This is a genomic window from Paracoccus sp. UBA889, assembly GCA_002294185.1.
In the GTDB taxonomy this organism is placed as follows: Bacteria; Pseudomonadota; Alphaproteobacteria; order Rhodobacterales; family Rhodobacteraceae; genus Paracoccus.
This window is the reverse complement of sequence record DBFD01000050.1, coordinates 112,968-139,845: the sequence shown is the minus strand read 5'-3', so window position 1 is coordinate 139,845 and position 26,878 is coordinate 112,968. Positions and strand designations below refer to the sequence as shown.

General features: G+C 66.4%; 24 protein-coding genes. 8 read left to right on the top strand and 16 right to left on the bottom strand.

All coding sequences use genetic code 11. From position 1 onward, the window contains the following. Positions 1-2,219: heavy metal translocating P-type ATPase (locus tag B4L36_RS10395; RefSeq protein ID WP_292956477.1), on the bottom strand; the 2,219-nt coding region annotated here is incomplete at its 3' end. Between the two features lie 139 nt (positions 2,220-2,358). Between B4L36_RS10395 and B4L36_RS10390 the strand changes: the two genes are divergently transcribed. After that, positions 2,359-2,565 carry a heavy-metal-associated domain-containing protein gene (locus B4L36_RS10390; RefSeq protein WP_292956474.1) on the top strand — a complete coding sequence of 69 codons (207 nt, stop codon included), beginning with the start codon at positions 2,359-2,361 and terminating at the stop codon, positions 2,563-2,565. Positions 2,566-2,612: 47 nt separating this feature from the next. On the opposite strand, the gene B4L36_RS10385 is transcribed toward B4L36_RS10390, so the two are convergent. Both B4L36_RS10385 and B4L36_RS10380 read right to left on the bottom strand, forming a co-directional pair. Then, positions 2,613-3,344 (bottom strand): DsbA family protein, encoded by a 732-nt coding sequence (locus B4L36_RS10385; RefSeq protein ID WP_292956471.1) that lies wholly within the window; start codon positions 3,342-3,344, stop codon positions 2,613-2,615. Positions 3,345-3,360: 16 nt separating this feature from the next. Then, entirely contained in the window at positions 3,361-3,828 is a 468-nt protein-coding gene (locus tag B4L36_RS10380; RefSeq protein ID WP_292956468.1) for a c-type cytochrome, read from the bottom strand. Positions 3,829-4,466: 638 nt separating this feature from the next. On the opposite strand from B4L36_RS10380, the gene B4L36_RS10375 reads away from it, so the two are divergent. Then, entirely contained in the window at positions 4,467-5,237 is a 771-nt protein-coding gene (locus B4L36_RS10375; RefSeq protein ID WP_292956465.1) for a DsbA family protein, read from the top strand. After that, positions 5,234-7,351: a protein-disulfide reductase DsbD family protein gene (locus B4L36_RS10370; protein WP_292956462.1), complete on the top strand. Its 2,118-nt coding sequence runs from the start codon at positions 5,234-5,236 to the stop codon at positions 7,349-7,351. Before B4L36_RS10375 ends, B4L36_RS10370 begins: the two co-directional genes overlap by 4 nt. A gap of 81 nt (positions 7,352-7,432) precedes the next feature. On the opposite strand, the gene B4L36_RS10365 is transcribed toward B4L36_RS10370, so the two are convergent. The 11 genes from B4L36_RS10365 to B4L36_RS10315 all read right to left on the bottom strand — a co-directional run bounded on the left by B4L36_RS10365 (position 7,433) and on the right by B4L36_RS10315 (position 18,522). Further along, on the bottom strand, positions 7,433-8,392 hold the full coding sequence (locus B4L36_RS10365) for a 2-hydroxyacid dehydrogenase (RefSeq protein WP_292956459.1): 960 nt from the start codon (positions 8,390-8,392) through the stop codon (positions 7,433-7,435). Positions 8,393-8,405: 13 nt separating this feature from the next. Beyond that, positions 8,406-9,242: a fumarylacetoacetate hydrolase family protein gene (locus tag B4L36_RS10360; protein WP_292956456.1), complete on the bottom strand. Its 837-nt coding sequence runs from the start codon at positions 9,240-9,242 to the stop codon at positions 8,406-8,408. A 79-nt stretch (positions 9,243-9,321) separates the two neighbouring features. Continuing rightward, entirely contained in the window at positions 9,322-9,498 is a 177-nt protein-coding gene (locus B4L36_RS10355) for a hypothetical protein (RefSeq protein WP_292956453.1), read from the bottom strand. Positions 9,499-9,553: 55 nt separating this feature from the next. Further along, entirely contained in the window at positions 9,554-10,321 is a 768-nt protein-coding gene (locus tag B4L36_RS10350) for an SDR family NAD(P)-dependent oxidoreductase (protein WP_292956450.1), read from the bottom strand. Further along, positions 10,318-11,136 carry a PCC domain-containing protein gene (locus B4L36_RS10345; RefSeq protein WP_292956447.1) on the bottom strand — a complete coding sequence of 273 codons (819 nt, stop codon included), beginning with the start codon at positions 11,134-11,136 and terminating at the stop codon, positions 10,318-10,320. Before B4L36_RS10345 ends, B4L36_RS10350 begins: the two co-directional genes overlap by 4 nt. After that, entirely contained in the window at positions 11,133-12,719 is a 1,587-nt protein-coding gene (locus tag B4L36_RS10340; protein ID WP_292956444.1) for an acyl-CoA synthetase, read from the bottom strand. Before B4L36_RS10340 ends, B4L36_RS10345 begins: the two co-directional genes overlap by 4 nt. Further along, positions 12,716-13,888 carry an acetyl-CoA acetyltransferase gene (locus B4L36_RS10335; protein ID WP_292956441.1) on the bottom strand — a complete coding sequence of 391 codons (1,173 nt, stop codon included), beginning with the start codon at positions 13,886-13,888 and terminating at the stop codon, positions 12,716-12,718. The genes B4L36_RS10340 and B4L36_RS10335 overlap by 4 nt, the downstream gene beginning before the upstream one ends. Continuing rightward, on the bottom strand, positions 13,888-14,709 hold the full coding sequence (locus B4L36_RS10330; protein ID WP_292956438.1) for an IclR family transcriptional regulator: 822 nt from the start codon (positions 14,707-14,709) through the stop codon (positions 13,888-13,890). The genes B4L36_RS10335 and B4L36_RS10330 overlap by 1 nt, the downstream gene beginning before the upstream one ends. 6 nt (positions 14,710-14,715) lie before the next feature. Then, positions 14,716-15,729 (bottom strand): TRAP transporter substrate-binding protein, encoded by a 1,014-nt coding sequence (locus tag B4L36_RS10325; RefSeq protein ID WP_292956436.1) that lies wholly within the window; start codon positions 15,727-15,729, stop codon positions 14,716-14,718. 19 nt (positions 15,730-15,748) lie between these two features. Next, positions 15,749-17,623: a TRAP transporter large permease subunit gene (locus tag B4L36_RS10320; RefSeq protein WP_292956434.1), complete on the bottom strand. Its 1,875-nt coding sequence runs from the start codon at positions 17,621-17,623 to the stop codon at positions 15,749-15,751. A gap of 245 nt (positions 17,624-17,868) precedes the next feature. Further along, on the bottom strand, positions 17,869-18,522 hold the full coding sequence (locus tag B4L36_RS10315) for a GntR family transcriptional regulator (protein ID WP_292956432.1): 654 nt from the start codon (positions 18,520-18,522) through the stop codon (positions 17,869-17,871). Between the two features lie 133 nt (positions 18,523-18,655). Here B4L36_RS10315 and dctP point away from each other — a divergent pair, with 133 nt between their 5' ends. The 5 genes from dctP to B4L36_RS10290 are packed head-to-tail and all read left to right on the top strand — an operon-like array spanning position 18,656 to position 24,344. Further along, positions 18,656-19,645: a TRAP transporter substrate-binding protein DctP gene (gene dctP, locus B4L36_RS10310; RefSeq protein ID WP_292956429.1), complete on the top strand. Its 990-nt coding sequence runs from the start codon at positions 18,656-18,658 to the stop codon at positions 19,643-19,645. A 43-nt stretch (positions 19,646-19,688) separates the two neighbouring features. Then, positions 19,689-20,189 (top strand): TRAP transporter small permease, encoded by a 501-nt coding sequence (locus B4L36_RS10305; protein WP_292956426.1) that lies wholly within the window; start codon positions 19,689-19,691, stop codon positions 20,187-20,189. Next, positions 20,189-21,505 carry a TRAP transporter large permease gene (locus B4L36_RS10300; protein ID WP_292956423.1) on the top strand — a complete coding sequence of 439 codons (1,317 nt, stop codon included), beginning with the start codon at positions 20,189-20,191 and terminating at the stop codon, positions 21,503-21,505. The genes B4L36_RS10305 and B4L36_RS10300 overlap by 1 nt, the downstream gene beginning before the upstream one ends. Continuing rightward, on the top strand, positions 21,502-22,824 hold the full coding sequence (locus B4L36_RS10295; RefSeq protein ID WP_292956420.1) for a malonyl-CoA decarboxylase: 1,323 nt from the start codon (positions 21,502-21,504) through the stop codon (positions 22,822-22,824). Before B4L36_RS10300 ends, B4L36_RS10295 begins: the two co-directional genes overlap by 4 nt. Further along, on the top strand, positions 22,821-24,344 hold the full coding sequence (locus tag B4L36_RS10290; RefSeq protein WP_292956417.1) for a malonate--CoA ligase: 1,524 nt from the start codon (positions 22,821-22,823) through the stop codon (positions 24,342-24,344). The genes B4L36_RS10295 and B4L36_RS10290 overlap by 4 nt, the downstream gene beginning before the upstream one ends. Here B4L36_RS10290 and B4L36_RS10285 read toward each other — a convergent pair. Both B4L36_RS10285 and B4L36_RS10280 read right to left on the bottom strand, forming a co-directional pair. Beyond that, on the bottom strand, positions 24,332-25,609 hold the full coding sequence (locus B4L36_RS10285; protein ID WP_292956414.1) for a CAP domain-containing protein: 1,278 nt from the start codon (positions 25,607-25,609) through the stop codon (positions 24,332-24,334). The two genes, B4L36_RS10290 and B4L36_RS10285, sit on opposite strands and share 13 nt — an antisense overlap. Before the next feature lie 162 nt (positions 25,610-25,771). Further along, the gene (locus B4L36_RS10280; protein WP_292956411.1) at positions 25,772-26,821 is read right to left on the bottom strand and encodes a LacI family DNA-binding transcriptional regulator; all 1,050 of its coding nucleotides are present in this window, start codon (positions 26,819-26,821) and stop codon (positions 25,772-25,774) included. Positions 26,822-26,878 lie beyond the last annotated feature (57 nt).

Sequence of the window (26,878 nt, the reverse complement as noted above, 5' to 3'; positions counted from 1 at the left end):
AGATCGCCCGACATCAGCACCACGTCGGCCGACTCGATGGCGACATCGGTCCCGGTGCCGATCGCGATGCCGACATCGGAATGGGCCAGCGCGGGTGCGTCGTTGATACCGTCACCGACAAAGGCGATCCGCTGTCCGTCGGCGCGCAGGTCGTCAAGCGCGGAGACCTTGCCATCGGGCAGGACACCGGCGATCACATGGTCGATGCCGGTCTCGCGCGCGATGGCCTCGGCCGTCTCGCGCTTGTCGCCGGTGATCATCGCGACCTTCAGGCCCAGATCGTGCAGCGCCGCAATCGCCTCGGCGCTGGAGCGTTTCACCGGATCGGCGACGCCGAAGACCGCAGCCACACGTCCGTCCACGGCGGCGAACAGGGCAGTGCGACCGCGCGAGGCGAGTCGCGTTTCGGCCTCCGCGAGCGCGTCGATCGAAAGCCCTTCGCGGATCATCAGCCGGTCGGCGCCGACAAGCACGTCGCGACCCGATACCGTCGCGCGCACGCCGAAACCGGTGATCGATTCGAAATTCCCGGTTTCCTGTCGGGCAGCGCCCTCGGACTGGGCGGCGCGGACGATCGCTTCGGCGATGGGATGTTCGGACCGTTCCTCGACAGCGGCGACCAGCCCCAGCACCTCGGCGCGGTCGAACCCTTCGGCCAGTTCCAGATCGGTCAGTTCGGGTCGGCCCTCGGTGACGGTGCCGGTCTTGTCCAGCGCCACGACATCGACCGAGGTCAATTGCTGCAAGGCATCGCCCTTGCGAAACAGCACCCCCATTTCCGCGGCGCGGCCGGTCCCGACCATGATCGAGGTGGGCGTCGCAAGCCCCATTGCGCAAGGGCAGGCGATGATCAGCACCGATACGCCCGCCACCACGGCATAGGACAGGGCAGGCGATGGCCCGACCAGAAGCCAGACCAGCACGGTCACCGCCGCAAGGGCCATCACCGCGGGCACGAACCACAGCGTGATCCTGTCGACCAGGCCCTGAATCGGCAGCTTGGCGCCCTGCGCGTCTTCCACCATGCGGATGATCTGCGCCAGCGTCGTGTCCGCACCGACGCGCGTGGCACGAAACTGGAAGCTGCCGGCCCCGTTGACGGTGCCGCCGGTGACCGGATCGCCCGCGGACTTGGCCACCGGAATCGGCTCGCCCGTGATCATGCTTTCATCGACATGGGCGCTGCCCTCGGTCACCTCGCCGTCCACGGCGATGCGTTCGCCCGGCCGCACGACAAGAACGTCGCCGGCGCGAATGCGCTCGATCGCGATTTCCTGCGGCTCGCCATCCACCAGGACGCGGGCGGTCCGGGCCTGAAGGCCCAGCAGCTTCTGGATCGCCGCCCCCGCACGGCCCTTGGCGCGGGCTTCCAGGAACCGACCCAGAAGGATCAGCGCCAGGATGACCGCCGCTGCCTCGAAATAGACGGCGCGGGACGCCTCGGGCAGCAGTGCGGGCGCGAATAGCGCCGTGACGGAATAAAGGTAGGCAGCCCCGGTGCCCACCGCGACCAGACTGTTCATGTCCGGCGCGCCTTTCACCAGCGCGGGAATACCCTTGGTATAGAAATCCCGACCGGGGCCGAACATCGCGATGGTCACCATCACGAACTGGATCGCCCAGCTTGTCTGCTGGCCGATTGTCCGCGCGACCAGATCATGCATTCCCGGAATCAGGATCGTGCCCATTTCCAGCATGAAGACGGGCAAGGCCAGCGCCGCCGCGAAGGCGGTCTTGCGGGCCAGCGCGCGGACTTCCGCCTGCTTGCGCTCGCCCCGCTCTTCCACCGGGGTCTCATCGGCGGCCTTCGCGGGATAGCCGGCCGCATCTGCGGCCCGGATCAGCGCGTCCAGTTCAACCGCCCCTTCCACGAAGGTCACGGTCGCGGTTTCGGACGCAAGATTGACATTGACCTCGGTCACGCCGGGAACGGCCGCCAGCGCCTTGTCGACGCGGCCGACGCAGGACGCACAGGACATGGACGAAATGGCAAGACGCACCTTCCGGGTGCGGGCGGGATAGCCGGCGCTGTCCAGCGCCTGGACCACCTGCGGAAGGCGATCGGCGGAATCGATCCGGAACTGCGCCGTCTCCGCCGCAAGGTTCACATTGACCTCATCGACGCCGGGCAGCCCCGAAATCGCGCGATCGACCCGACCGACACAGGACGCGCAGGACATGTTCTGGACCGGGATCCGCAGATTTTGTGAAGCTGGCATGGTTGTCTCCTACACTGCTGGATCGTCACATAAGGCTTCCACCTACTGGAAGGTCAAGTGTTTCGAGGCGAATTTGTTTCCCCCTTGACCTTCCCGTGCTGGAAGCACCCACCTGTCGGCGCAGACAAAGGAGATGAACATGAGCAACTTCAGCGTTCCCGGCATGAGTTGCGGTCACTGCACGGCGGCGATCGAAAAGTCCGTCAAGGCGCTTGACCCGACGGCGAAGGTCAATTGCGATCTTGGCAGCCACACCGTTTCGGTCGAAAGCTTTCTCAGCGACCGCGCCGTATCCGAAGCGATCCGCGATGCGGGCTACGAGGTGGCGGATCCGGCCGCAACCTGAGTCCTGTTCGGCGCCGGGCAGCCCGGCGCCGAAGCGGCCCGTCGATCCTATTGCGCCGCGCTGCGCACCTGCTCGACCAGGGCGCCGAGCTGTTCCTGTTCGACAAAGCCCGGAACCAGGTTGTCGCCGATCACGAAGGACGGCGTGCCGTTGAAGCCAAGCGCCTGCGTCAGCCGCCGGGAGGTCGCGATATGTTCGTCGACTTCCGGCGCGGCCATGTCGGCGCGCAATTTCTCGACATCCAGCCCGATCTCTTCCGCGATCCGCATCACCGAGGCTTCTTCCGCCCGCCCCTGCATCCCCATCAGAGCCAGATGGAATTCCTCGTATTTGCCCTGTTCGCGCGAGGCCAGGGCGGCACGCGCGGCAAACACCGATCCCTCCCCGAGGATCGGCCATTCGCGATAGACAAGCCTGACGTTTTCATCGTCTTCTACAAGACCCTCGACCTCGGCCATGGCCCGTCTGCAATAGGGGCAATTGTAGTCGAAGAACTCGACGACGGTCACATCCCCGTCCGGATTTCCGAGAACCGGCGCATTCGGGTCGCGTTCAAGCAGATCGCGCTGGTTCGTCAGGACATCCGACTGCGCCTGCGACTGCGCGGCGGCCTGATCGGCTTCCAGGGATTGGATCGCCTCGATGATGATCTGCGGATTTTCGCGGATGGCCTGCAACGCCAGTTCCTTGATCCGCTCGTCGCTGGGCTCCTGTGCCGCCGAGGCAAGCGGCAGGATCGCAAGGCTGGTGGCCATGACCGCATGTCGAATGAATCGCATTTCTATGTCCTTTCCGCTAACCGGGGTCAGCATTCCGTTCGGCCTGGATCGCACGCTCGCGTTCGGGCCAAGTCGATTTGATATAGGCGATGATGTTCCAGATCTCGGCATCAGACAACTGGTCGCCGAAACCGGGCATTCCGCTGGCGAAATCCATGCCCTGACGCGCAAGAGCCGCCTTGCCGCCCAGTTTCGTATAGTCGAAAAGCATCCGGTCGGCATGATGCCATGTATGCCCCGTCTCGTCATGCGGCGGCGCGGGCAGAACGCCGTCGGGACCGGCCTGGCGCCAATCGGGCTGCCCTTCGAGATTGGCGCCGTGGCAGGCGGCGCAGGATTCGGCATAGAGCTGCTGACCTTTCGCAATGTCGACGGTTTCCGGCATCGCGCCCGTGGCGGCATCCGTTCCGCTCTGGCGCCAGAACCCGAAACCGATGCCGGCGGCGATCAGGACCAGCGCGGCGACGATTGAATATGTTCGCATCCGTCTCACCCTTCCCAGGTCATCATGCCCGCCGGGACGCGACCGGACATCTGTCGGTGAAATTGCCAATCGCCGGAATTGCCCGCGACCGAAACGAAATTGCGCGCCTCTCCAGCGCCGGTCATCGGGCGATCAGGCATCGGCGTTCTGGCTATCCCGGCCACAAGGAAACGTCCACGGTCGAATCCATCGACCGGCTATCTTCCGGACGCTGCCGTTTCCGTTCCCTTCCGATCAGCCGTGACCGCCTTCCAGCGCAGGAGGGTCAAGCCCAATCAGCCTGACATAAAAGTGAATTCCGGATCGGTTCGTCGCATTGACCTTCCCGCGCAGGAGGTCGCCAACGAGATCGGACCATCCACCGGACAGGCAGAAGGCCGGACATGCAGCGATGTCACGGAAAAACCCGGCCTCCGTCGGCCGAGATGGCGACACTGAGGACGCGGCCGCGCGCCCCGGCGCAGCCAACCCCGGCCACTGCGCGTCGGCTGGGCATCAGGGCCGCAGGTTGATATTGTCCGCCTTCCCGGGATCGTCCCGGGTTCGGGCGGAATCGTGACGATGGCCGCGCGGGTGCCCTGGCCTCCGCAAGCCGAATGGGATTGTGAACCGATCGCAATGAAAGCGAACCCGCCGAAATGACCTCCGAGAAACGACGAACGCTGCTGATTTTTTCCGGGCTCGCGGCATTGTATGCCGGCTTTCGGATCGTTCCGGGCTGGGGCGGGGACAAGCTTGTCTTCGAGAAGATGAACGACCCGTCCGGTTTCCGGCGGCTGGCGGGCGGCGAAAGTTCGACCGGTTTTGACCCGTTCTTCGGGTTGAAGCCGCAATCGCGAAGCAACCTGGCGGATGTCGAATCCAGGGTCCGGCAGAATATCTGCGCCTCTCTCTATGGCGAAACCCCGAGGGACGGCCAGCCTGTTCCGGTGGCGTTCTTTTCGGATTATTACTGCCCCTATTGCCGTGTGCTGACCAAGCGGCTTTCGGCCATCGAGGCGCGTCCCGACGCCGGCATCCGGGTGATCGTGCATGAATGGCCGCTTCTGGGTCAGGCCTCGACGCTGGCCGCGAAAGCGGCACTGGCGGCAAGAATCCAGGGGGCCTATGCGGCGTTCCATGAACGTCTCATGAAGACGCCGTTTCAGGTCACGCCCGAATATCTTCGCGTTCTTGCGCAGGATATCGGTATAGACCAGGCGAAAATGTTCGCGGACATGGACAGCGACAGCGTTATCCGTGACCTTGAAAACAGCGCGGCACTGGCCCGGATACTGGCCTTCATCGGCACGCCCGGGACGGTGATCGGCCGAACGGCGATCCAGGGCGAGGTCAGCGAAGGCACCCTTCTGGATGTCGCCGCCCAGGAACAAGAGGAAGGCTGGACTTCGGTATGCCGACAGACGTGAAAAACAACATCCCGGGCCGGGTCGATCGGGTCATCCGCTGCCTGATCGTCGCCCTGATGGCGGCTTTCGTCGCTGCAACCGCCACTTGGGCCGCGGAATCGGACAGTTTCAGCAACCCGGCCATCGAAGCCCGCCTGTTGACGGCCGAAAACGGCGTCGCTCCGGGCGCAGGGACGATCTCGGCGGGGCTTTATCTTCGACTGGGCAAGGACTGGAAGACCTACTGGCGCTCGCCCGGAGAGGTCGGGATCCCGCCCTCGATCGACTGGTCGGGGTCCAGCAACGTGGCAGAGACCGAATTTCTGTGGCCCGCGCCCCAGCGATTCACCGCCTTCGGGATCGAGAATTTCGGCTATCATGAAGAGGTCGTCTTTCCGATCAGCATCACGCTGAAGAATCCGGATGCCCCTGTCGAATTGCGGGCCCGGGTCAGCCTGCTGACCTGTTCGACCGTCTGCGTTCCACAGGATTTCGACCTTTCGCTGGACCTGCCGCGCGGCAGCGGAATCGACCAGGCCTCCGCAAGCCTGATTTCGTCCTATGCGGCGCGGGTGCCGGACGATGGCACGGAAAGCGGAATCACGATCGACGCCGCATCCGTGGATGCGGAGATGACGAATCTGACACTGACCGCAAGAAGCGAGGATCCGTTCAGGACGCCGGATGTCTTTCCGGAAATGGGCGAATTCACCGCCTTCGGCAAACCCGATATACGGCTGGGCGACGGGGGGCGGCTGCTTTGGGCCCGGCTTCCGATCCTGGCGGCACAGGATGACCCTCCCGCGTTGCAGGTGACGATCACCGACGGCGAGCGTGCCGCCACAATTCAGGCGGGATTGACCGACGCGGCCCCGCCGCCGCCCTTCAGCGTCGCCGAACTGGTGCCCGGCCTGGATGAACTGGCCTGGATCGCCGTCGTCGCCTTTCTCGGCGGCCTGATCCTGAACGTGATGCCCTGCGTGCTGCCGGTGCTGTCGATCAAGCTGTCCTCGGCGGTCAAATCCGGCGGCCAGTCGCTGCCGCGCATCCGCCGCGGATTTGCCGTCTCGGCCCTTGGCGTGATGGCGTTCATCTGGATTCTCGCCGCAGCGACGATTGCCATCAGGGCTTTCGGTCTGACCGTGGGATGGGGTCTGCAATTCCAGAACCCGGTCTTTCTGGCGGTGATGCTGGTCGTGCTGGTGGTCTTTTCGGCGAACCTGTTCGGCTTTTTCGAGATTGCGCTGCCGTCATCGTGGCAGACGCGGCTGGCCCGTGCCGGCGGCGGAAAAGGCTATGGCGGCGATTTCGCGACAGGCGCCTTTGCGGCCATTCTCGCCACGCCCTGTTCGGCCCCCCTGCTGGGCACGGCGATCGCCTTTGCCCTGGCCGGGCGGGCTGTCGACATCGTGGTGGTCTTCACGGCCCTGGGGGCCGGCCTGGCCGTTCCTTACCTGGTCGTCGCCGCCTTTCCGCGACTTGTTCAAAGACTGCCCAGGCCCGGGCGCTGGATGATCGTGCTGAAGGTGGTCCTGGGCCTTGCGCTTGCAGCGACGGCTCTGTGGCTGTTCTGGGTTCTCGGCGGCGTGGCGGGCCGGCGGACCGCCCTCTGGGTCGGGCTGGCCAGCATCGGGGTGGCGGGGCTTTTGTCGCTGGGCCGGGTGCCGGCGGTGATCAGGATTCCGGGTTCCGCCGCGCTGGTCGTGTTGGCGATCGCGGTGGCGGGTTTCCTGTCCGATACGGACAGCAGGTCCGTTCCCGGCGTGGCGACCGACTGGGCCGCTTTCGACCGCGCCGCGATCCCCCGCCATGTCTCGACCGGGCAGGTCGTCTTCGTGGACGTGACCGCCGACTGGTGCCTGACCTGCAAGGCGAACAAGGCACTTGTCCTCGACCGAGAGCCGGTCGTCTCGCGCCTGCGCGAACCTGGCATCATCGCCATGCAGGCCGACTGGACGCGGCCCGACGAAGCCATATCCCGCTATCTGGAAAGCTTCGGGCGGTTCGGAATTCCGTTCAACGTCGCCTACGGCCCGAATGCGCCGGAAGGCATCGTCCTGCCCGAGATCCTGTCGACCGAGGCTGTCCTTCGCGCGCTGTCCGATGCCGGCGCCTCGCAGATCGCCGAACAGTGACCCGCCAGCCGATAGGCCGCTGATCCTGTCGGGCCGCGATCGCGGCCAGCCGCGGGCCGGGCCGGACAGTGACGGCCCGGCCTATTCCGTCAACAGCGATCGGGATTCCGGGACCGGCGTGACCGGACGGCCGCGTTCGAACCAGCTTGTCACGTTGTCCACGACCAATTGCCCCATCGCGTCGCGCGTATGGTCCGAGGCCGAGGCGACATGCGGCAGCAACATGGTGTTGGGCGCCTCCAGCAGTGCCGGCAGCGGGTGCGGTTCGTCGGCGAAGACGTCCAGCCCGGCCCCGGCGATCCGGCCCTGGGCCAGCGCCGCCGCCAGATCGGCCTCGTTCACCAGGGCGCCCCGGCCGATATTGATCAGAAACCCGTCGCGGCCCAAGGCGTCCAGAACATCCTCATCGACGATTCCCTGCGTCTCCTCGGTTCCCGGCGCGGCCAGGATCAGGACATCGCAGGCACGGGCCAGTTCGGTGATGTCGTCGAAATAATTCAGCGGCAGGTCCTGGCGGTTTCGTCCGCAATAGGCGACTTCCAGCCCCATCGCATCCAGCCGCTTCCAGATCGCCTTGCCGATCCGGCCCAGCCCGAAAATGCCGACCTTGCGTCCGCGCAGGCTGGCGGTCAGCGGAAAGGCCCCCTGCTCCGCCCATTTCCCGGCGCGCAGGTAATCCTGCGCCTGCGGCAGGCGCCGGATCGTGCCGATCAGCAGAGCAATGGTGATATCGGCCACCTCGTCGCTGAGAACGTCGGGTGTATGCGTCACCACCACGCCGCGCCCGGCCGCCGCCTCGGCGTCGATCTGGTCGTAGCCGACACCGAACGCGGCGATGATTTCCAGCGCCGGCAGACGGTCCATGAAAGACCCGTCGATCCGCGTGCCGCCCGCCAGAAGGCCGCGCACGCGCGGCCCGATCTGGGCCAGCAGCGCATCGGGGTCTTCCGCCTCCCACAACCGGTGGATCACGAATTTTTCGGAAAGCCGCTCGGAAACGATGGCCCGCAGGGGCGAGATTTGCACAAGTTCTGGCGTCATGTCGCGATCCTTTTCAATCCGCCACCACATCCTGGCGCTGCGATCCCAGCCCCTCGATGCCCAGTTCAATCACATCGCCCGCCTTCAGATAGCGCGGCGGCTTCATCCCCATCCCGACGCCGGGCGGAGTCCCGGTCGAAATCACGTCGCCCGGATGCAGCGACATGAACTGGCTGAGGTAATGGATCAGGAACGGAACCTTGTAGACCATGGTCGCGGTCGATCCGTCCTGGCGCGTCTCGCCATTGACCTTCAGCCACATGGCCAGCGCCTGCGGGTCGGCGACCTCGTCCGGAGTGACCAGCCAGGGGCCGATCTGTCCGAAATTGTCGCAGCTCTTGCCCTTGGTCCACTGACCCTGGCGTTCCGCCTGAAACGCGCGTTCGGACACGTCGTTGGCGATTGCGAAGCCTGCGACGTGATCCATCGCCTCGGCCTCGCCGACATATTTCGCGGTCTTGCCGATGATGACGGCCAGTTCGACCTCCCAATCGGTCTTTTCGCTGCCGCGCGGGATCACGATGGGATCGTCGGGGCCGCAGATGGCGCTGGTGGCCTTCATGAAGATCACCGGCTCGGGCGGCACGGCCATGCCGGATTCGGCGGCGTGATCGGCATAGTTCAGCCCGATGCAGATCATCTTGCCGGTGCCGGCGACCGGCGGCCCCAGGCGGGGCGCGCCCTCGACCAGCGGCAGCGAGGCCGGATCCAGCCCGGAAAGCGCAGCCAGATCGCCCAGCACCGCGCCGCGCAGATCGTCGATATGGTCCGACAGGTCGCGGATGCGGCCATCGCGGTCCAGAAGCCCGGGCCGTTCGGCCCCGGCTTCGCCATAACGCAAGAATTTCACTGTCCGCCCTCCTTCGGCACATTCAGATGTCGCCGGACAAACTTGCAGATTACGCGAACCGGGGCCAGAGCCGGGCGGCCTATTGCGATCCGTGCATCAGCTTGTCCATATCATCGGCGCTGACCCGGTCGATCCCGGCCTTTTCCAGCGCTTCGGCCACGATCCGTGACTGGCTCTTGCCCGAACGCGCGGCCTCGACCGCCAGCCCGCGGCGCAGATCCTCGGGAATGTCGAAAGGCACATGGTTGGTGGTCATGGCATCCTCCTGTCGCGATGTCCGCTGTCCAACGCGGTCCCTGCCGCCCCGGTTTCTAGCCCTCGCCACGCCGCAGAGCGGGCAGGCCGACCCCCGCCGCATCGAAACCGCCATCGACGGCCAGAACCTGCCCGGTGATGAAGCTGGCCTTGCCAGAGGCCAGAAACACGATCCCCTCGGCGATCTCGCGTGCCTCGCCGTAGCGGTTCAGCGGAATGGCGTCGTAATAGGCCGCGATGATTTCCGGCGCGTGAACCGCCATCGCCAGCTTGGTGCGCACCGGACCGGGGGCGATGCAATTCACACGGATGCCCTTTTCGCCCAGTTCGACGGCGAATTGCTTGGTCATGTGGATCACCGCCGCCTTCGAGGTGCCATAGGCCACCCGCAGGGTCGAGGCGCGCAGCCCCGAAATCGAGGCGATGTTCACGATTGCGCCCTTGCTGTCGGTCAGCGCCGGAACCAGCGCCTGCGAGCACAGGAAAACCCCGTCCAGATTGGTCTGCATGACCTCGCGCCAGGCCTCGTAACCGGTGTTCTCGACACGGCCGAACAGGGCCACGCCGGCATTGTTGACCAGCGCGTCCACCCTGCCAAAGACCTGCAACGCCTCGGCCGCCATCGCCTGAACCTGTTCGCGGTCCGAAATGTCGGCGGCAATGACATGCACGCCCTTCAGGGCGGCGGCGGCGCTGGTCAGTTCCTCGGCGTCCCGATCGACCATGACGACGCGCCAGCCCTGTTCCAGAAACAGCTCCGTGCTGGCCAGCCCGATGCCGCGCGCGGCCCCCGTGACCAATGCGACCTTTGCCTCATGGCTCATGACATCTCCTCCGGTTCGATGACGATTTCGACGGTGACGCCGACCGGGTTTGCACCCTCGGCCAGAACGCCCGAATGGACAAGGCCATCGGTATCGACGACCTCGATGGGCAGATGCGGGCGGCCATCGCGCAGCACCGCACCCGCGAAATGCAGTTCGGTCGCCATGCAATCGACGCAAGCGCCATCCTGAAAGCGGATATGGTCGATGCTGCCGACGCCGTGGATGCGGGCATCGGTGATCGCGTGCTCGGCGCAGAGCGAGGCAATGGCCGTCGCCACGTCCTCGCCCGGCCGCAGCCGCGCCAGAAGCCCGCCGCCGGTGCCACCGCCCTGCGGCTGGAACAGGGTAAAGGCGGTTTCGGCATCGGGCAGGGCCTCGAACCAGGCATCGTCGCTGCCGATCCCGTGCAGGACGGCATCCCTGGCCAGCACCGAATCCAGCGGCAGCAGATGGCCCATGCGATCCTGCCAGATGCCGTGGCAATGCAGGAACGTGGCGCCATCCTTTTGCCCGATGATGGCCGTGGCCGGTCCGACAAGGGTCGGCCCCTCCAGCGCGATCCGGTCCGAATACCAGGCCGCGTGAAGCCCGTCGCGCGAGAATGCCGGCAGAACGTAATGCAGCGGATCGCAGACAGCGCCGTCCAGCCGCAGCATCCCGCCCCGGCAGCCCGCAGCCTCGAAGATCGCGGCCACCGCGTCCATCACGCCCTGACCGGCGCGAACCCGGCCCGAAACCCGCCGCAGCCTCGCACGGACGGCCTGCACCCGCGCCGTGGCGCGCGGGCCGGGATGGATCATGCGGCCCTTCATGCGCGGTCCAGCAGGGATTGCGCCTCCAGCGCCTCGCGGATCAGCTTCTTGGTGATCTTGCCATAGGCCGATTTCGGCAGTTCCGGCCAGAACAGCACCCGGTGGGGCCGCTTGTATCCCGATATCCTGTCCGCCAGGAAATCCTTCACCCCGTCCTCGGTCGCGCTTTCGCCGGGGCGGCAGACGCAGATCGCCCAGCCGACCTCGCCCCATTTGCGGTCGGGCACGCCCAGCACCGCGACCTCGGAGATCGCCGGATGGGTCAGGATCTTTTCCTCGATCTCGCGCGGATAGACGTTCGAGCCACCCGAGATATACATGTCCGACGCCCGCCCGGTGATATAGACGAAGCCCTGCGCATCCATGTGGCCCAGATCGCCGGTGCGGAACCAGCCGTCGCGAAAGGATTTGGCATTCGCATCTGCGTTGTCGAAATAGCCCGCGAAGACCGCCGGGCCGATCACGCACAACTCGCCCGTCTCGAAGGGCGGCAGCGCGCGGCCCTGATCGTCCTGCACCTGCACCTCGATGCCGGTCCGGGGAAAGCCGCAGGTGCCTTCGCGGGCATCGTCATCCGCGCTGTGCAGCCATGTGGGCAGGACGGTGATGTTGCCCGTCACCTCGCCCAGCCCGAAATACTGCACCAGGACCGGCCCAAGCGCGGCCAAGGCGCGTTTCTGATCCTCGCGATACATCGGTGCGCCGGCATAGATGACGTAGCGCAGCGAGGTATGATCGAAATGGTCCAGGCTTTCATCCTCGACCAGCATCTTCAGGATCGTCGGCACCGTGAAGATGGTCGAGACGCGCCAGACCTCGACCAGTTTCCAGGCCGTCGCCACGTCGAACTTGTCCGAGGGCATCAGCACCGTCTTCACCGCGCGGGCCACCTGGGTCAGTTGATGCACCCCGGCGCCGTGCGACAGCGGCGCCACGACCAGCGAGGCATCCTCGGGCGTCAGCCCCGGCATCAGGTCGGCCAGATGGCTGGTGACGACAAAGGCCATCTGCCCATGGGTCAGCACCGATGCCTTGGGCCGCCCGGTCGTGCCGGAGGTGAAGAAGAACCAGCAGGGATCGTCGCGATCCACCGCCGCCACCTGCGGATGCCGGCCCAGATGCGCCTCGGTCAGCGCGCTTACGGAGGGGCCGAAATCGGCATCCCCGAAAGCCAGCAGGCGCAGGTCCGGCGCGGCCCCGGCGCAGGCCGCCGCGTGATCGGGGAAACGCGCATTGCAGATCATGAACCGCGCGCCCGAGCTTTCGGTCAGATAGACCAGTTCCTCGGGCGTCTGGCGGTAATTCGCGGGCACCCAGACGCCGCCCGCGCGCCAGACGGCGAACATGGCCTGCATCATCTCCATGCAGTTCTGCGACTGGCACAGCACCCGGTCGCCCTTGTCCAGGCCCATGTCCTGCAAGGCCAGGGCCAGCGCATCGGTCCGCGCCTCGAAATGGGCCCAGGTCCATTGCGCATCGCCCATGACCAGCGCCACGTCCTGCGGCACCCGCCGCGCCGCTTGCGTCAGGAAGGTGGCCAGGTTCATCACCCGTGTCGAAACCGGCGGCTGCAACGGGCTCATCTCACCCGCTCCAGGATGGAACAGTAATTCGCGACCGCCGCCCCGCCCATGTTGAACACGCCCGCAAGCGCCGCATCCGGCACCTGCATGGCGCCGCCTTCGGCCATCAACTGCATCGCGGCCATGACGTGCTGGCTGACGCCGGTCGCGCCGATCGGATGGCCGCGCGATTTCAGCCCGCCCGAGGGGTTGACCGGCAGCGCCCCGTCGAACCGGGTCACGCCGTCGCGGATCGCCCGCCAGCCCTGCCCGGCGGGGGCCAGCCCCATCGCCTCGTATTCGATCATCTCGGCGATGGTGAAACAATCATGCGTCTCGACCAGATCCAGATCATGGATCGCCAGCCCGGCCCGAGCCAGTGCCGCGGCCCATGCCCGGTGCGCGCCCTCGAAAGCGATCGGGTCGCGCCGCGACAGGGCCAGCAGATCGCCCGCCTGAGCCCGCGCCCGGAACCCGATCCCCCGCGCCAGCCCGGCGGCGGTTTCCACATCGGCCAGCACGATCGCCGCCGCCCCGTCCGAGATCAGCGAGCAATCCGTGCGCCGCAGCGGCCCGGCCACGCGCGGGTTCTTGTCGGAAATCGTGTTGCAGAAGGCGATGCCGAAATCCTTCTGCATGTGGGCATGGGGATTGCGCATCCCGTTTTCGTGATTCTTGGCGGCGATCATCGCCATCTCGTGGGACCGGTCGCCGTGGCGCTGGAAATAGCTGCCGGCGATCTGGCCGAAGACGCCTGCGAAGCCGCCCTCGACATCGGCCTCCTCGGCGACGTAGCTGGCCGCCAGAAGAATGTCGCCGACCTCGGCCACGGGGGTCGCGGTCATCTTCTCGGCCCCGATCACCAGCGCCGTGCGGCCCCGCCCCGAAGCGATGAAATCCGCCGCCGCATACAGCGCGGCCGAGCCGGTGGCGCAGGCGTTCTCCGTCCGCATGAAGGGCACGCCCGCCAGTTCCGGTGTGCCCATCGCAACCAGCGCACCCTGAAAATCCTGCCGGCTGAAACCGTTGTTCCAGACCCCCGCGAAGATGCCGTCCACCGCGTCGGGCGGGATCCCGGCATGGTCCAGCGCCGGCCGCGCCACCTCGGCCATCAGGGCCATCGTGTCGGGGGCCTCGGACTTGCCGAATTTCGTATGTGCCCAGCCGACGATCAGCGGATCATTCTGCATCATTGCCGTTCCTTTCTGCCGGCGGCCAGTGCCGCCTCGATCAGCCGCGCCTCGTCGTGCAGCAGGGCCGCCAGCCGCGGCTGGCGATCGGAACCCATCCGGGCCTCGATCGCGGCCAGCGACAGCGCGGCGGCGGGGGTGCCGTCGGGCCACAGGATCGCCACGCCGATGCCCCATGAACCGGCCACGACCCGTCCCGGATTGACGGCATAGCCGCGTTCCCGCGCCAGATCCACATCGGCGCCCAGACGATCCGAGGCTGCGCCCATCCTTTGCCGCAGCGCGTCCTGCAACCGCGCCAGAACCGCATCGGCACGCGCCTTGGGCATGGCGGCCAGCACCGCCAGACCGCCGGCGCCCACCCCCAGCGGATTGCGGTCGCCCTTCTGCAACGCATGGGTGCGGATCGGAAAATCGCCGTCCTCGCGGTGCAGGCACAGGATATGATCGCCTTGCGGAACCGAGATGAAGGCAGTGTCGCCGGTCGCCCGCGCCAGACGGCGCAGATTGTCGGCCGCGTGGTTCAGCATGCCGTGCCGCGACGCCGCCAATGATCCCAGCAGAAACGCCTCGGGGCCCAGATGATAGCGCCGCGTCGCGCCGTCCTGTTCGATCAGTCCCGCACCGGCCAGCGCCATCAGCAGCCGCCGCGCCGTCGGGCGCGACAGGCCGGTTTCGCTGACCAGCCCGGCCAGCCCGCGGCCCGCATCGCCGCCACGCCCGACCAGCGACAGCAGCGCCAGCGCCCGTTCGACGGATTGCGCGCCCGACCCCGCCGGAGCGGGCTCGGGGTCGTGTCGATGCCGGGCGCCGGTCTGCATCGCGGATTACAGCGTGCGGCCGACCGCCGATTCCAGGATCGCCCAGGCCTCGTCGCCATAGGTCTTCTTCCACTCGGCGTAAAAGCCCGCCTCGCGCAGCTTGTCCTCGAACGGCTTGGGATCGACATCGTTGAAGACCAGACCCTGCCCCTCCAGTTCGCCCCGCAGATCGGCGTTCAACTGCATCACGTCCTGGCGCTGGTCCATGCCTGCCTTGTTGAAGTTCTCGGCCACGATCTGTTGCAGATCCTCGGGCAGGGCGCCCCAGGCGCGGCGGTTGGCCAGCATCCAGAACCCGTCCCACATGTGGTTGGTCATGCTGACATATTTCTGCACCTCCCACATCTTGGCGACCTTGATGATGGCCAGCGGGTTTTCCTGCCCGTCGACGACGCCGGTCTGCAATGCGGTATAGACCTCGGCGAAGTTGATCGAGGTCGGCGCCGATCCGAAAGCGGTGAACATCGAGGTCCAGAGCGGCGAGACGGGAACCCGGATCTTGAAGCCTTCCAGATCGGCCGGCCCCTCGATCGGCTTGGTCGACGTGGTCGTCTGGCGAAAGCCGTTATCCCAGATCTTCTCCATCACGACCAGGCCCGCATCCTCGATCTGGCCGCGCTCATAAGCGCCCAGTTCGCCATCCATCGCCTTCCAGACGGCATCGTAATCCGGGAAGGCGAAGCCGATACCGTTGATCGAGGCATTGGGCACCAGCGTCGACAGGATCACCGGCGACAGCAGGAAGAATTCGACCCCGCCGGCGCGCAACTGGCTCAGCACGTCGGTATCCGCGCCCAGCTGGTTCGATGGAAAGACCTGCACATCGACGCGGCCGTCGGATTGTTCGGCAATGGCCTTGACCGCCTCGGCGGCGCGGATATTGGTCGGGTGTTCCAGCGGCTGGTTGTTGGCCAGCTTCATGGTGAATTCGGCGGCATTGGCAGGGCGCAGCCGGATGAACGGCGAGGCCAGCACCCCGGCCGAGGCCCCCAGAACCAGCGAACGGCGGTTGAATTTCATGATCATGTCCTCCCTTGGATCATAGAAACGCGGTCGAGAATTGCGGAATCGCGGCGATCACGGCCAGACCGACCATCAGCGCGGCCAGATAGGGCCAGACGCGGGCCATGACCTGATCGGCCTCGGCCCCGCCGATCTTGCAGGCGATGTAGAAACCGATGCCGATGGGCGGCGCCATCAGACCGATATTCATCGCGGTCACGACGATCATCGCGTAGTGGATGTCGTGGATGCCGAGGCCGCGCGCGATGGGAAACATGATCGGCGCCAGCAGCACGATGGCGGGCAGACCCTCCAGCACGCAGCCCAGCACCAGAAAGATCACGATGCTGGCCAGAATGAAGGTCGCCGCACCGCCCGGCAGACCGGTGACGAAGGTCAGCAGATCGCGCGCGAAGCCCGATTGCGTCAGCCCCCAGGCCATCGCCGAGGCCGCGCCCAAAATCAGCAGGATCGCACCCGACATGGCGACGGTTTCCACCAGCATCGGCGTGATCCGGCGCATCGGGATGCCGCCGTAAAGCACGATCCCGGCGACCCAGGCATAGAGCACGGCGACGGTCGAAACCTCGGTCGCGGTGGCCACGCCGCCGCCGACCAGGCCGCGGATCATGAAGGGCAGGACCAGCGCCGGCACGGCGATCACCGCCGCCCGGCCGGCATCGCCCCAGGTGGCGCGGCGGACCGCCGACATGTCCTCGGCCCGCGCCTTCCAGCGGGCAAGCACCGCCAGCGCGACCAGCAGCACCATCGCGATGAACAGCCCGGCCGTGAACAGCCCCGCAATCGATACGCCCGCGACCGAGCCCAGCACGATCAGCACGATCGAGGGCGGCACCGTATCGGCCATCGCCGCGCCCGCCGCCATCTGGGCCGTCATCTCTGGCACCGAATGGCCGCGCCGCTTCATTTCGGGAAACAGCGCCGGGGCGACGGTGGCCATGTCCGACACCTTCGACCCCGAAATCCCGGAAACCAGAAACAGCGATCCCAGCAGGACATAGCTCATCCCGGCCTTCACGTGCCCCAGGAACGACGCCAGGAAACTGACGATGGCGCGGCCCATGCCGGTCGCGTCCAGAATGCAGCCCAGCAGCACGAAGACCGGCACCGACAGCAGGATGATCGACGACATCCCCTCGTCGATCCGTCCGATCATCACGAAGACCGGCGAGCGGGTGGCGAAGGTCAGATAGGCCAGCGTGCCCAGAGCGAAGCAGAAGGCGATGGGCACGCCCGCGACCAGCAGCAGCCCGACCACAAGGCCCAGAAAGATCGGCAGGTTCCAGTTGCCGATCCCCATCAGGGCGGGCTTCGCCAACCACAGCAGTCCGGCGATCGCCGCGAAAACCGCAAGGCTGACCGCGATCCGGCGCCATTCGCGGGTGCGGATCACCGACAGGACCGTCAGCACCGCCATCAGCCCGATCCCTGCCGGCAGCGCCGAGGCCCGCCACGACATCGGAATTCCCAAGGCGGGCGAGGTGACGTAGCTTTCCTCGTAGGCATAGCTGGCGGCGACCGGCAGCAGCCGCAGCAGCAGCACCGCCACCAGCGCCTGCCCCGCCACCTCGACCCAGCGGGTCAGGGGCGCGGGCAGCATCGGCAGGAACACCGTCAGCCGCATGTGTTCGTGGCGATCCACCGCCAGCGCCGCGCCGAACATCGCCATCCAGATGAATGCGATCGAGGCAACCTCGTCGCCCCAGATCAGCGGCTTGTTCAACAGATAGCGCGAGGTGACATTGGCCAGGACCGTGACGATCATCACCACCAGCAGCGCCGCCGAGGCCAGCTCGACCGGCCGCATCCAGGATTCCGCCCGCCTGGGCTGTGACAGTGATTCGACCCCGCCAAGCGCCAGCTCGGCATCCGGCTCATCAGCCAGCTGCATCCGCGATCCTCTCCCTGGCGCCCCCCGGCGCCGCCATCCACGATATGGACGGCCGTTCCCGGGGCCGGACGTTAGGCAGGGAAAGCCTGCCGGGCAAGAAGAAAATCCCGGCAAAGAGTCGAATGACATGCGTCCACGATATGGACTCTGCTCAGCCCGCCATCGTCATTCAGCCCCGCCCTGCGGCCTGGCGCGCGGCCGCGACATTGCTGTCGCCGCCACCCGAGCCCGCGCTGACCGATGCCTCATTCCCGGCCGCTGCCATGCTGGGCCAGAAGATCGGCAAAGCGTTCGCCCTGGATCAGGATATGGGCGCGCTGCGCGGCCTCGGCCGCCGCGGCGTCGCCCGCCTCGATGGCGGCGACGATCCGTCCGTGTTCGGCCAGCGACTGACGCAGGCGGCGGGGCAGACGCAGTTGCTGACGGCGAAAGGGCGTCAGCCGCAGATGCAGCAATTCGGCCTGCTGGGACAGGAACAGGTTGCCCGATCCGCGATAGATGGCGCTGTGAAAGCCCTTGTTCGCGGTATAATAGGCCGAGGCGTCGCCGGTATCGGCCGCCGCCGCGCAGCGGGCCAGCCAGCCGCGCAGATCCGCAAACAGGTCGGGGTCGCCGCGTCGCGCACAAAGCCGGGCGCAGACGGCCTCCAGTTCCGCCATCACCTCGAACATCTCGACGATGCGTCCGATCGAGGGGTTCAGCACCTGCGTTCCCCGGCGCGGCTTCAGTTCGACCAGCCCCGATGCCGACAGGCGCTGCAATGCCTCGCGCACCGGCGTGCGCGAGACGCCGAAACGCTCGGCCAGGGCGGGCTCTTCCAGTCGCGTGCCGGGGGGCAGGACGCCTTCGACGATCTCGGCCTCCAGCCTCTCGCTGATGTCGTCGGCGGCGCTGGCCATCACGATCCTTTCTGTTTGTGTGCATAATTATTGCTTGTGTATACACAAAAGTCGAGACAGAATGAGCACCGGGAGAATGAACAGCCGCGTCCGATGCGGCGAAACGGGGCGGGCTCCGCCCGAGGGAGGAAAGATGAAGTTCAAGTCAACCTGCGCCGTTCTGGCGCTGAGTGTCGCGATGCCGCTGGCCGCCGGGGCCGAGGTTCTGAAAGCCAGCCACCAGTTTCCGGGCGGCAAGGGCGATGCCCGCGACGAGATGATGCAGATGATCGCCAAGGACGTGGCCGATGCCGGCGTCGATCTGGAAATCCGCGTCTATCCGGGTGAATCGCTTTACAAGGCCAAGGAACAATGGAGCGCGCTGACCAGCGGGCAACTGGACATGACCTCGTTCCCGCTGGACTACGCGGCGGGACGGGTGCCGCAATTCAGCGTGACGCTGATGCCGGGACTGGTGCGCAACCACGAACGCGCCGCGCGGCTGAACGATTCGCCCTTCATGGACACGATCCACAAGCTGATCGAGGATAACGGGGCCATGGTCCTGTCGGATGCCTGGCTTGCCGGAGGTTTCGTCAGCAAGAAGAACTGCATCACCGCGCCGGACACGATTTCGGGCCAGGTGACGCGGGCGGCGGGACCGGCCTTCGAGCAGATGCTGGTCGGCGCGGGCGCCTCGATTTCCTCGATGCCCTCGTCCGAGATCTATACCGGGATGCAGACCGGCGTTCTGGACGCGGCCAATACCTCGTCGGGGTCGATGGTCAGCTACCGGCTGTATGAACAGGCCAAATGCCTGACCGCACCGGGTGAAAACGCCTTGTGGTTCATGTATGAACCGGTCCTGATCTCGAAGAAGACGTTCGATCGGCTGACCCCGGAACAGCAGCAGGCGCTGAAGGATGCCGGCCAGCGGGCCGAGGAATGGTTCGCCGAACAGGCCGCCGGGCTGGACAGCAAGATGGTGGACACCTTCGAGAAGGCCGGGGTCGAGGTCGTCACCATGTCGCCCGAGAATTTCGATGCCTGGCTGAAGATCGCTCAGGATACCTCGTACAAGAATTTCTCGAACGAGGTCGAGGGCGGCAAGGATCTGATCGACCAGGCGATGGCGGTCGAATGATCCTGGCGATGACCCGCGGAACGGGAAGCCGCGGAGGGTGGCGATGAGCGGCCTTCTGCGGCTTCTGAACGGTCTTGCCCGGCTCAGCGGCCTGCTTGCGATGATGCTGCTGGCCGCGGCGACGGTCGTGGTGACGCAGATGGTGTTTTCCCGCTATGTTCTGGGCGCCTCGACCGTGTGGCAGACCGAATTCGTCATCTACGCCACCACGGCGGCGATGATGCTGGGCAGCCCCTACGTGCTGGCGCTGCGCGGCCATGTCGGGGTCGATCTGCTGGTCGAGGCGGCCGGTCCGGGGCTGCGGCGGGTCTTCGCGCTGATCTCGGGGCTGGCCTCGTTGGGCTTTGTCGGCGCGCTGGCCTGGTCCGGTTTCGTCTTTCTCTACGAGGCCGCCTCGCGCGGCTGGACGACCGACACGATCTGGGCGCTGCCTCTGTGGATCCCGTTCTGGCCGGTGCCTTTCGCGATGGGGCTGATGATGCTGCAACTGATCGTGCAGATGCTGATGGCGATCACGGGCGAGACGCCCGGCAAGGAGGTCTGATGTCTCCGTCCATGGCGGGTATCGCCGTTCTGGTCACGATGCTGGGCCTGCTGGGCGCGGGCACACCCATCGCCTTCGCGCTTGGCTTCGTCGCGGTCGCGGCGCTGGTCCTGTCCGAGGGGTTCAGCGCCATCGGTGGTCTGTCCGAAACCTTCTTCGCCGGGCTGGCCAATTTCGGCATGGTCTCGGTGCCGATGTTCATCCTGATGGGCGCCGCCGTCGCCAGTTCGCCCGCGGGCAGGGATCTGTACGAAGCGCTGGACCGCTGGCTTTACCGGGTGCCGGGCGGCATGGTCATGTCCAATATCGGCGCCTGCGCGCTGTTTGCCGCGCTGTCGGGCAGCAGCCCCGCAACCTGTGCCGCCATCGGCAAGATGGGCATCCCGGAAATGACCAAGCGCGGCTATCCCGACAGCCTGGCCGCCGGATCCATCGCGGCGGGCGGCACGCTGGGCATCCTGATCCCGCCCTCGGTCACGATGATCGTCTACGGCATATCGACCGAGACCTCTATCGGGCGGCTGTTTCTGGCCGGGCTGCTGCCGGGGCTGATGCTGACGGTGCTGTTCATGGCCTGGGCGCTTATCGATTGCTGGCGCAAGGGGATCGCGCTTGGCGATGTGACGCGGCGCTATTCGCTGGCCGAACGGCTTGAGAACCTGCCCCGCGTGCTGCCCTTCCTGCTGATCGTGGCCGCCATCCTTTTCGTGCTTTATGGCGGTGTCGCCACGCCCTCGGAGGCGGCCGGCACCGGCGCGCTGATCTGCATCCTGCTGGTCGCGATCATCTACCGGATGTGGCGGGCGGGCCCGATGATCGCGATCTTCCGCGACACCATCCGCGAGGCGGTGATGATCATGCTGATCATCGGTGCGGCCGAATTGTTCGCCTTTGCCCTGTCCTCGCTGTTCATCACCCAGACCGTCGCCGGTGCCATCGCCGATCTGGAGGTCAATCGCTGGATCCTGCTGATCGTGATCCAGCTTTTTCTGCTGGTCGCGGGCTTCTTCCTGCCGCCGGTCGCCATCATCCTGATGTCGGCGCCGATCCTGATGCCGATCCTCGATTCGGCGGGCTTCGATCCCTACTGGTTCGCGGTCATCCTGACGATCAACATGGAGATCGGGCTGATCACGCCGCCGGTGGGGCTGAACCTCTATGTCATCAACGGGATCGCGCCGCAGATTTCGCTGCGCGACATTCTCTACGGCTCGCTGCCCTTCGTCGGGATGATGGTGCTCGGCATGGTGCTGCTGTCGATCTTTCCGCAGATCGCCCTGTTCCTGCCGGATCTGATCATGGGGCCCGCGCTATGACGCTGACGGCGCAGCTCTATGACCGCCTCAGCAGCCTTGTCGTCAGTTCCGGCTGGCGGCGCGGCAAGGGCACGCCGCCGCCGGCGCCGGATGCGCTGATCGGGGCCGCGCGCGCGCTGACGGAACTGCAATCGGAAACCCGCGGCATGGCGGTCGCGGCGGATATCCTGGCGGGCTATGCCGCGCTGGACGATCCCGAAAAGCGCATCTTCTTCGAGGGCCTGCGCGACGGTTTCGACCCCGACCACGCGGCGCTGGCCCGGGCTGCAAAGGTCTGGCTGGACAAGGGATCGCCCGCCGATCTGGAAGCCCTGTCGCGCTTGGCCGAGCCTCCGCGCCAGGAATTGCTGCGGCGGCTGAACATGGCGCAGGGCGGGACCGTCCGGCTGGTGGGGATGCGCGCCGACCTGCTGCGGCTGACGGGCCGCGACCGGACCTTTGCCCGCGTCGATGCCGATTTCCGTCACCTGCTGCGATCCTGGTTCAATCGCGGATTTCTGCAATTGCTGCGCATCGACTGGCACAGCCCGGCCTTGCTGCTGGAAAAGCTGATCGAATACGAGGCGGTCCACGAGATCCGCGATTTCCGCGATCTTCAGCGCCGGGTCCTGCCGGTGGATCGGCGCTGCTATGCCTATATGCATCCCGCCATGCCCGACGAGCCGCTGATCTTCGTCGAGGTCGCGCTGACCCGCGGGCTGCCCGATTCCGTGCAGGCGCTGATCGACGAAAGCCGTGCACCGCTGGACCCCGAAGACGCCGATACGGCCGTCTTCTATTCCATATCGAACTGCCAGTCGGGGCTGGCGGGCATCAGTTTCGGCAATCTGCTGATCAAGAACGTGGTCGCCGAACTGTCCCGCGAATTGCCCGAACTGGCGACCTTCGTTACGCTGTCGCCGATTCCCGGCCTGCGCGCCTGGCTGGAGGAACGGGCCGCCGCGGGCGAGGCCGAGGCCACCGCCCTGCTGCGCGATCCGCAGCCCGGCCCGCTGACCGCACAGACCGCGCGCTACCTTCTGCTGGCCAAGGATGCCAAAGGCCGGCCCCGCGATCCGGTGGCCCGCTTTCACCTGGGCAACGGCGCCGAGGCGCACCGCCTGATCGCCGGCGCCGACATTTCGGACCGGGGAACGAGGCAAAGCCTCGGGATGATGGTCAACTACCTCTATGACCGGCGCCGGATCGAGGCCCAGCACGACGATTTCACCGAACGCGGTATCATCGCCGCGCCGAAGCGGTTGCAGGACATCGCGCGCAAGGCCGAGATCGAGGCCGCCCCGGCCGGCAGACGGACCAAAACGGACAGCAAGACATGACGAACACGCTTTTCGACGCATTGATGGCCCCGCACAAGGGCGAGGCGCGCGATTTCCTGATCCTGCCGGACGGATCAAGCCTGTCCTATGACGACATCCATCGCCTGTCGGGCCGGCTTGCGAACCTGCTGACGGCGCAGGGCGTGAAGCCCGGCGACCGGGTGGCGGTGCAGGTCCAGAAATCACCCGAGGCGCTGGCCCTCTATCTGGCGACGATCCGCGCGGGCGCGGTCTTTCTGCCGCTGAACACGGCCTATACCCCGGCCGAGATCGCCTATTTCGTCGGCGATGCCGAACCCGCGCTTGTCGTCTGCGATCCCGCCCGCGCGGCCCGGCGCGACGACTTCCTGCCCGATGGCGGCAAGCTGATGACGCTGGACGCGGATGGCGAGGGCGACTTGATCGAGGCCGCGATCTGCCATGCCGAGGTGCAGAACCCGGTGCCACGCCGGGGCGATGATCTGGCGGCGATCCTTTACACCTCGGGCACGACCGGCCGGTCCAAGGGCGCCATGCTGAGCCATGACAACCTGCTGTCGAACGCGCGCGTGCTGGCCGATGCCTGGCGCTTCACCTCGGAGGACGTGCTGCTGCACGCGCTGCCGATCTTTCACACGCATGGGTTGTTCGTCGCCTCGAACGTGCTGATGCTGGCCGGCGGGGCGATGATCTGGCTGCCGAAATTCGATGCGACCCAGGTGATCGAGCTGCTGCCGCGGGCGACCAGCATGATGGGCGTGCCGACCTTCTACACCCGCCTGCTGGACCGGCCCGATTTTACCGGCGAACTGGTGCAGAAGATGCGGCTGTTCACCTCGGGCAGCGCACCGCTGCTGGCCGAGACGCATCGCGCCTTCGAGGATCGGACCGGGCACCGGATTCTCGAACGCTATGGCATGACGGAAACCAACATGAACACCTCGAACCCCTATGAGGGCGAGAGGCGGGCGGGCACGGTGGGCTTTCCGCTGCCCGGCGTCGCGCTGCGGATCACCGGCGAGGACGGATCCTTGCTGCCGCGCGGCGAGATAGGCCAGATCGAGGTTCGCGGCGATAACGTGTTCCAGGGCTATTGGCGAATGCCCGACAAGACGGCCGAGGATCTGGCGCCGGATGGCTGGTTCCGAACCGGCGATCTGGGCATGATCGATCCGGACGGCTATGTGGTGATCGTGGGACGCGGCAAGGATCTGATCATCTCGGGCGGCTTCAACATCTATCCCAAGGAGGTCGAACTGCTGATCGACGAGATGCCGGGCGTTCTGGAAAGCGCCGTGATCGGCGTGCCGCATCCCGATTTCGGCGAAGGCGTGGTGGCCGTGATCGCGCGCGCCGAAGGGGCCGAACCGGACCCGGATGCGATCATCGCCGACCTCTCGGACAGGCTGGCCAGATTCAAGCAGCCCAAGAAGGTGATGATCATCGACGAATTGCCGCGCAACACGATGGGCAAGGTGCAGAAAGCCGCGTTGCGGGCCGAATATGCCGAACTTTTCAGCGGCCGTGATCAGACCAGGTAGATCGCGTTCGTCACGTCCTGGGCGCTGAGGCTCTCGCCCACGAAGACGATCCTGTCCGCGTCCAGAAGCTCGACAATGACGCCACCTGCCGTCTCGCGGATCGCGTCGCTGATGAAATTCGCGTCGCTGGTTCCGATGGCGCTTCGCGCGATCATCACCCGGTCCTCGATCGGATCGAAATCCGCCACCCGATCGACGCCGCCGCCCGGGCCGAAGATGAAACTGTCCGCGCCCGCGCCGCCGATCAGCGTGTCATTGCCCGCCGCGCCACGCAGCGTATCGTCGCCGCCGCGCCCTTCAAGCCGGTCATCGCCATCATTTCCGGCCAGATAATCGTCGCCGCCGACGCCGACCAGCCGGTCATCGCCCGAGCCTCCGGCGATCCGGTCATTGCCCGCGCCGCCATAGACCAGGTCGGCACCGGCGCCGCCCGTCAGCCGGTCGTTGCCGTCCTTGCCGAGAATCAGGTCGTCGCCATTGCCGCCATGCATCAGGTCGTTGCCCAGCCCGCCGACCAGGCGGTCGTTGCCGCCCTGTCCCAGCACCCGGTCATTTCCGCCCTGACCCTCCAGCGTATCGTCGCCATTGCCGCCCGCGATCCAGTCATGTCCGCTGCCCGCCCGAACGAAGGTGTCGAAGCCGCCCAGCCGGATGTCGTCGCCGCGACTCGTCCCCCGGACCGATCCCGATGGCGCGCTGAGATAGGTCTGGCCGTCGAAATGGGGCAGCCATGCGGCTCGGCCCGGCTGCGTCACCGCCAGATCCGGCAGCGGCAGTCGCGGCAGGCCGTTGCTGTAGTCGATATCGACATCGCCATCGGTTGCCGCAAAGTTCTGCGTGACCATCAGAACCTTGTAGTCCTGATTGTCGCGGGTGAAGTCGCCGACCTTGAGACCGATCCCGATCACCTCGGCATCGGGGTTGAGGATATTGGCGCGATGCGAGGGGCTGTCCATGAACATCCGGTGCAGGGCGCGCACATCGTCGTTCAGCCCGTCGCCCGTCGTCACGCTGCGATAGGCGATGTTTTCCGACGTCATCCAGCGCCCATCCAGATCCAGCCCCGCCGCCCGCATCCGGTCTGTCGGGCTGCTGCCGCCGCGGCCGGTATGCGAAAAGACATCCGCCGACAGCATCCAGGCCGAATGCGCGTCCGCCGATTGGTTCAGCGCGGTTTCGATGCGCAGGGGGTCCAGCCCGTAACTTGCGCGGCTCGCATTCACGAGGCTGACGAAATAGCGTTCGGCGGCGGAGGCGATCGACATCGTTCAGGTCCGTTCAGGTTTTTGTGCTGGCACAACCTTAGCGCGCATTTCGTGCGATGCTCGCCCGAATTGCAGAGAATGCAACACATTACCGAGAAGTTAACGACAACCCGCGGGAATTCCGGTTGAAATTCCTGTCCGCCCCTTGGCTCCGGCGTTCGATCACGCGCCGGTCGGAGAGGCCGTCCGATTCGCCGATTCCGGCGGAGCGGCCGTCGTTTCCCGCACCATCAGCCTGGGCTGCAACCGCGTGATGGCAGGCGCCGCGTGCCCGGCGATCCGGGCCAGGACGATTCGTGCGGCCTCCCGGCCCAGGGCGCGTTTCGGCTGGCGGATGGTGGTCAGCGCCGGCGTCAGATGCGAGGCCAGGTCGATATCGTCGAAGCCGATCAGCGACAGGTCGGCGGGCACCCGGTAACCGGCCCGGATCAGACCTGACTGAAAGGCGCAGGCCATCTCGTCCGAAAAGGCGAAGACGGCGGTCGGGCGGCTATGCGCCGGCATCGCGATCCAGTCGCGCGCCGCGCCCCGGCCCGCCTGCAGGCTGAAATCGCCCGGAAACAGCGTGATCCCGGCATTCCGCGCCTCTTGCATGGCGCCGTCCAGCCGGGCCTTGTGCAGCACATTGTCGGGCGGCCCGCCGATCAGGCCGATGCGGTCGTGACCCAGCTCGCGCAGATGCGCGACAGCCAGCCGCGCGCCCTGTCGATTGTCCAGCACCACCCGTGGCAGATCCGCGCCCTCGATCCATTCGCAGGCCGTGACCACGGGCGGCAGCCCCGCCCCGCCGGTCAGATCGGCATGGGGCACCAGCCCGTCCAGCAGAATGATGCCATCGGCGCGGGACGGATCCAGAAAGGCGCGCAGATCGCGGTGACGGCCGCTTTCGTCCAGCGTGTCGGCGACCAGCAGATCATAGCCCGCCGCCGCCAGTTCGCGCCCCATCCCGTCGAGGATCTTGGCGAAGAAAGGGTTGCCGAGGTTGGGCACCAGCGCCACGACGCTGCCCGTGCGCTGCTTGCGCAGGTTGCGGGCGGCATGGTTCAGCCGGTATCCGGTCGCGGCCACAGCCTCGGCCACGCGGGTCCGCGTCGGCTCGGCCACCAGATCGGGCCGCGAGAGAACCCGACTGACGGTCGAGGCCGACACCCCCGCAAGCCGCGCCACATCCGACAATTTTGCCCGCCCCGGCGGATTGGCCTCGTGATCCATCGCGAAAGGGTATGCGCCACCGCGCGGCGCCGCAAGAAAATGTTTGCAATCGATTGC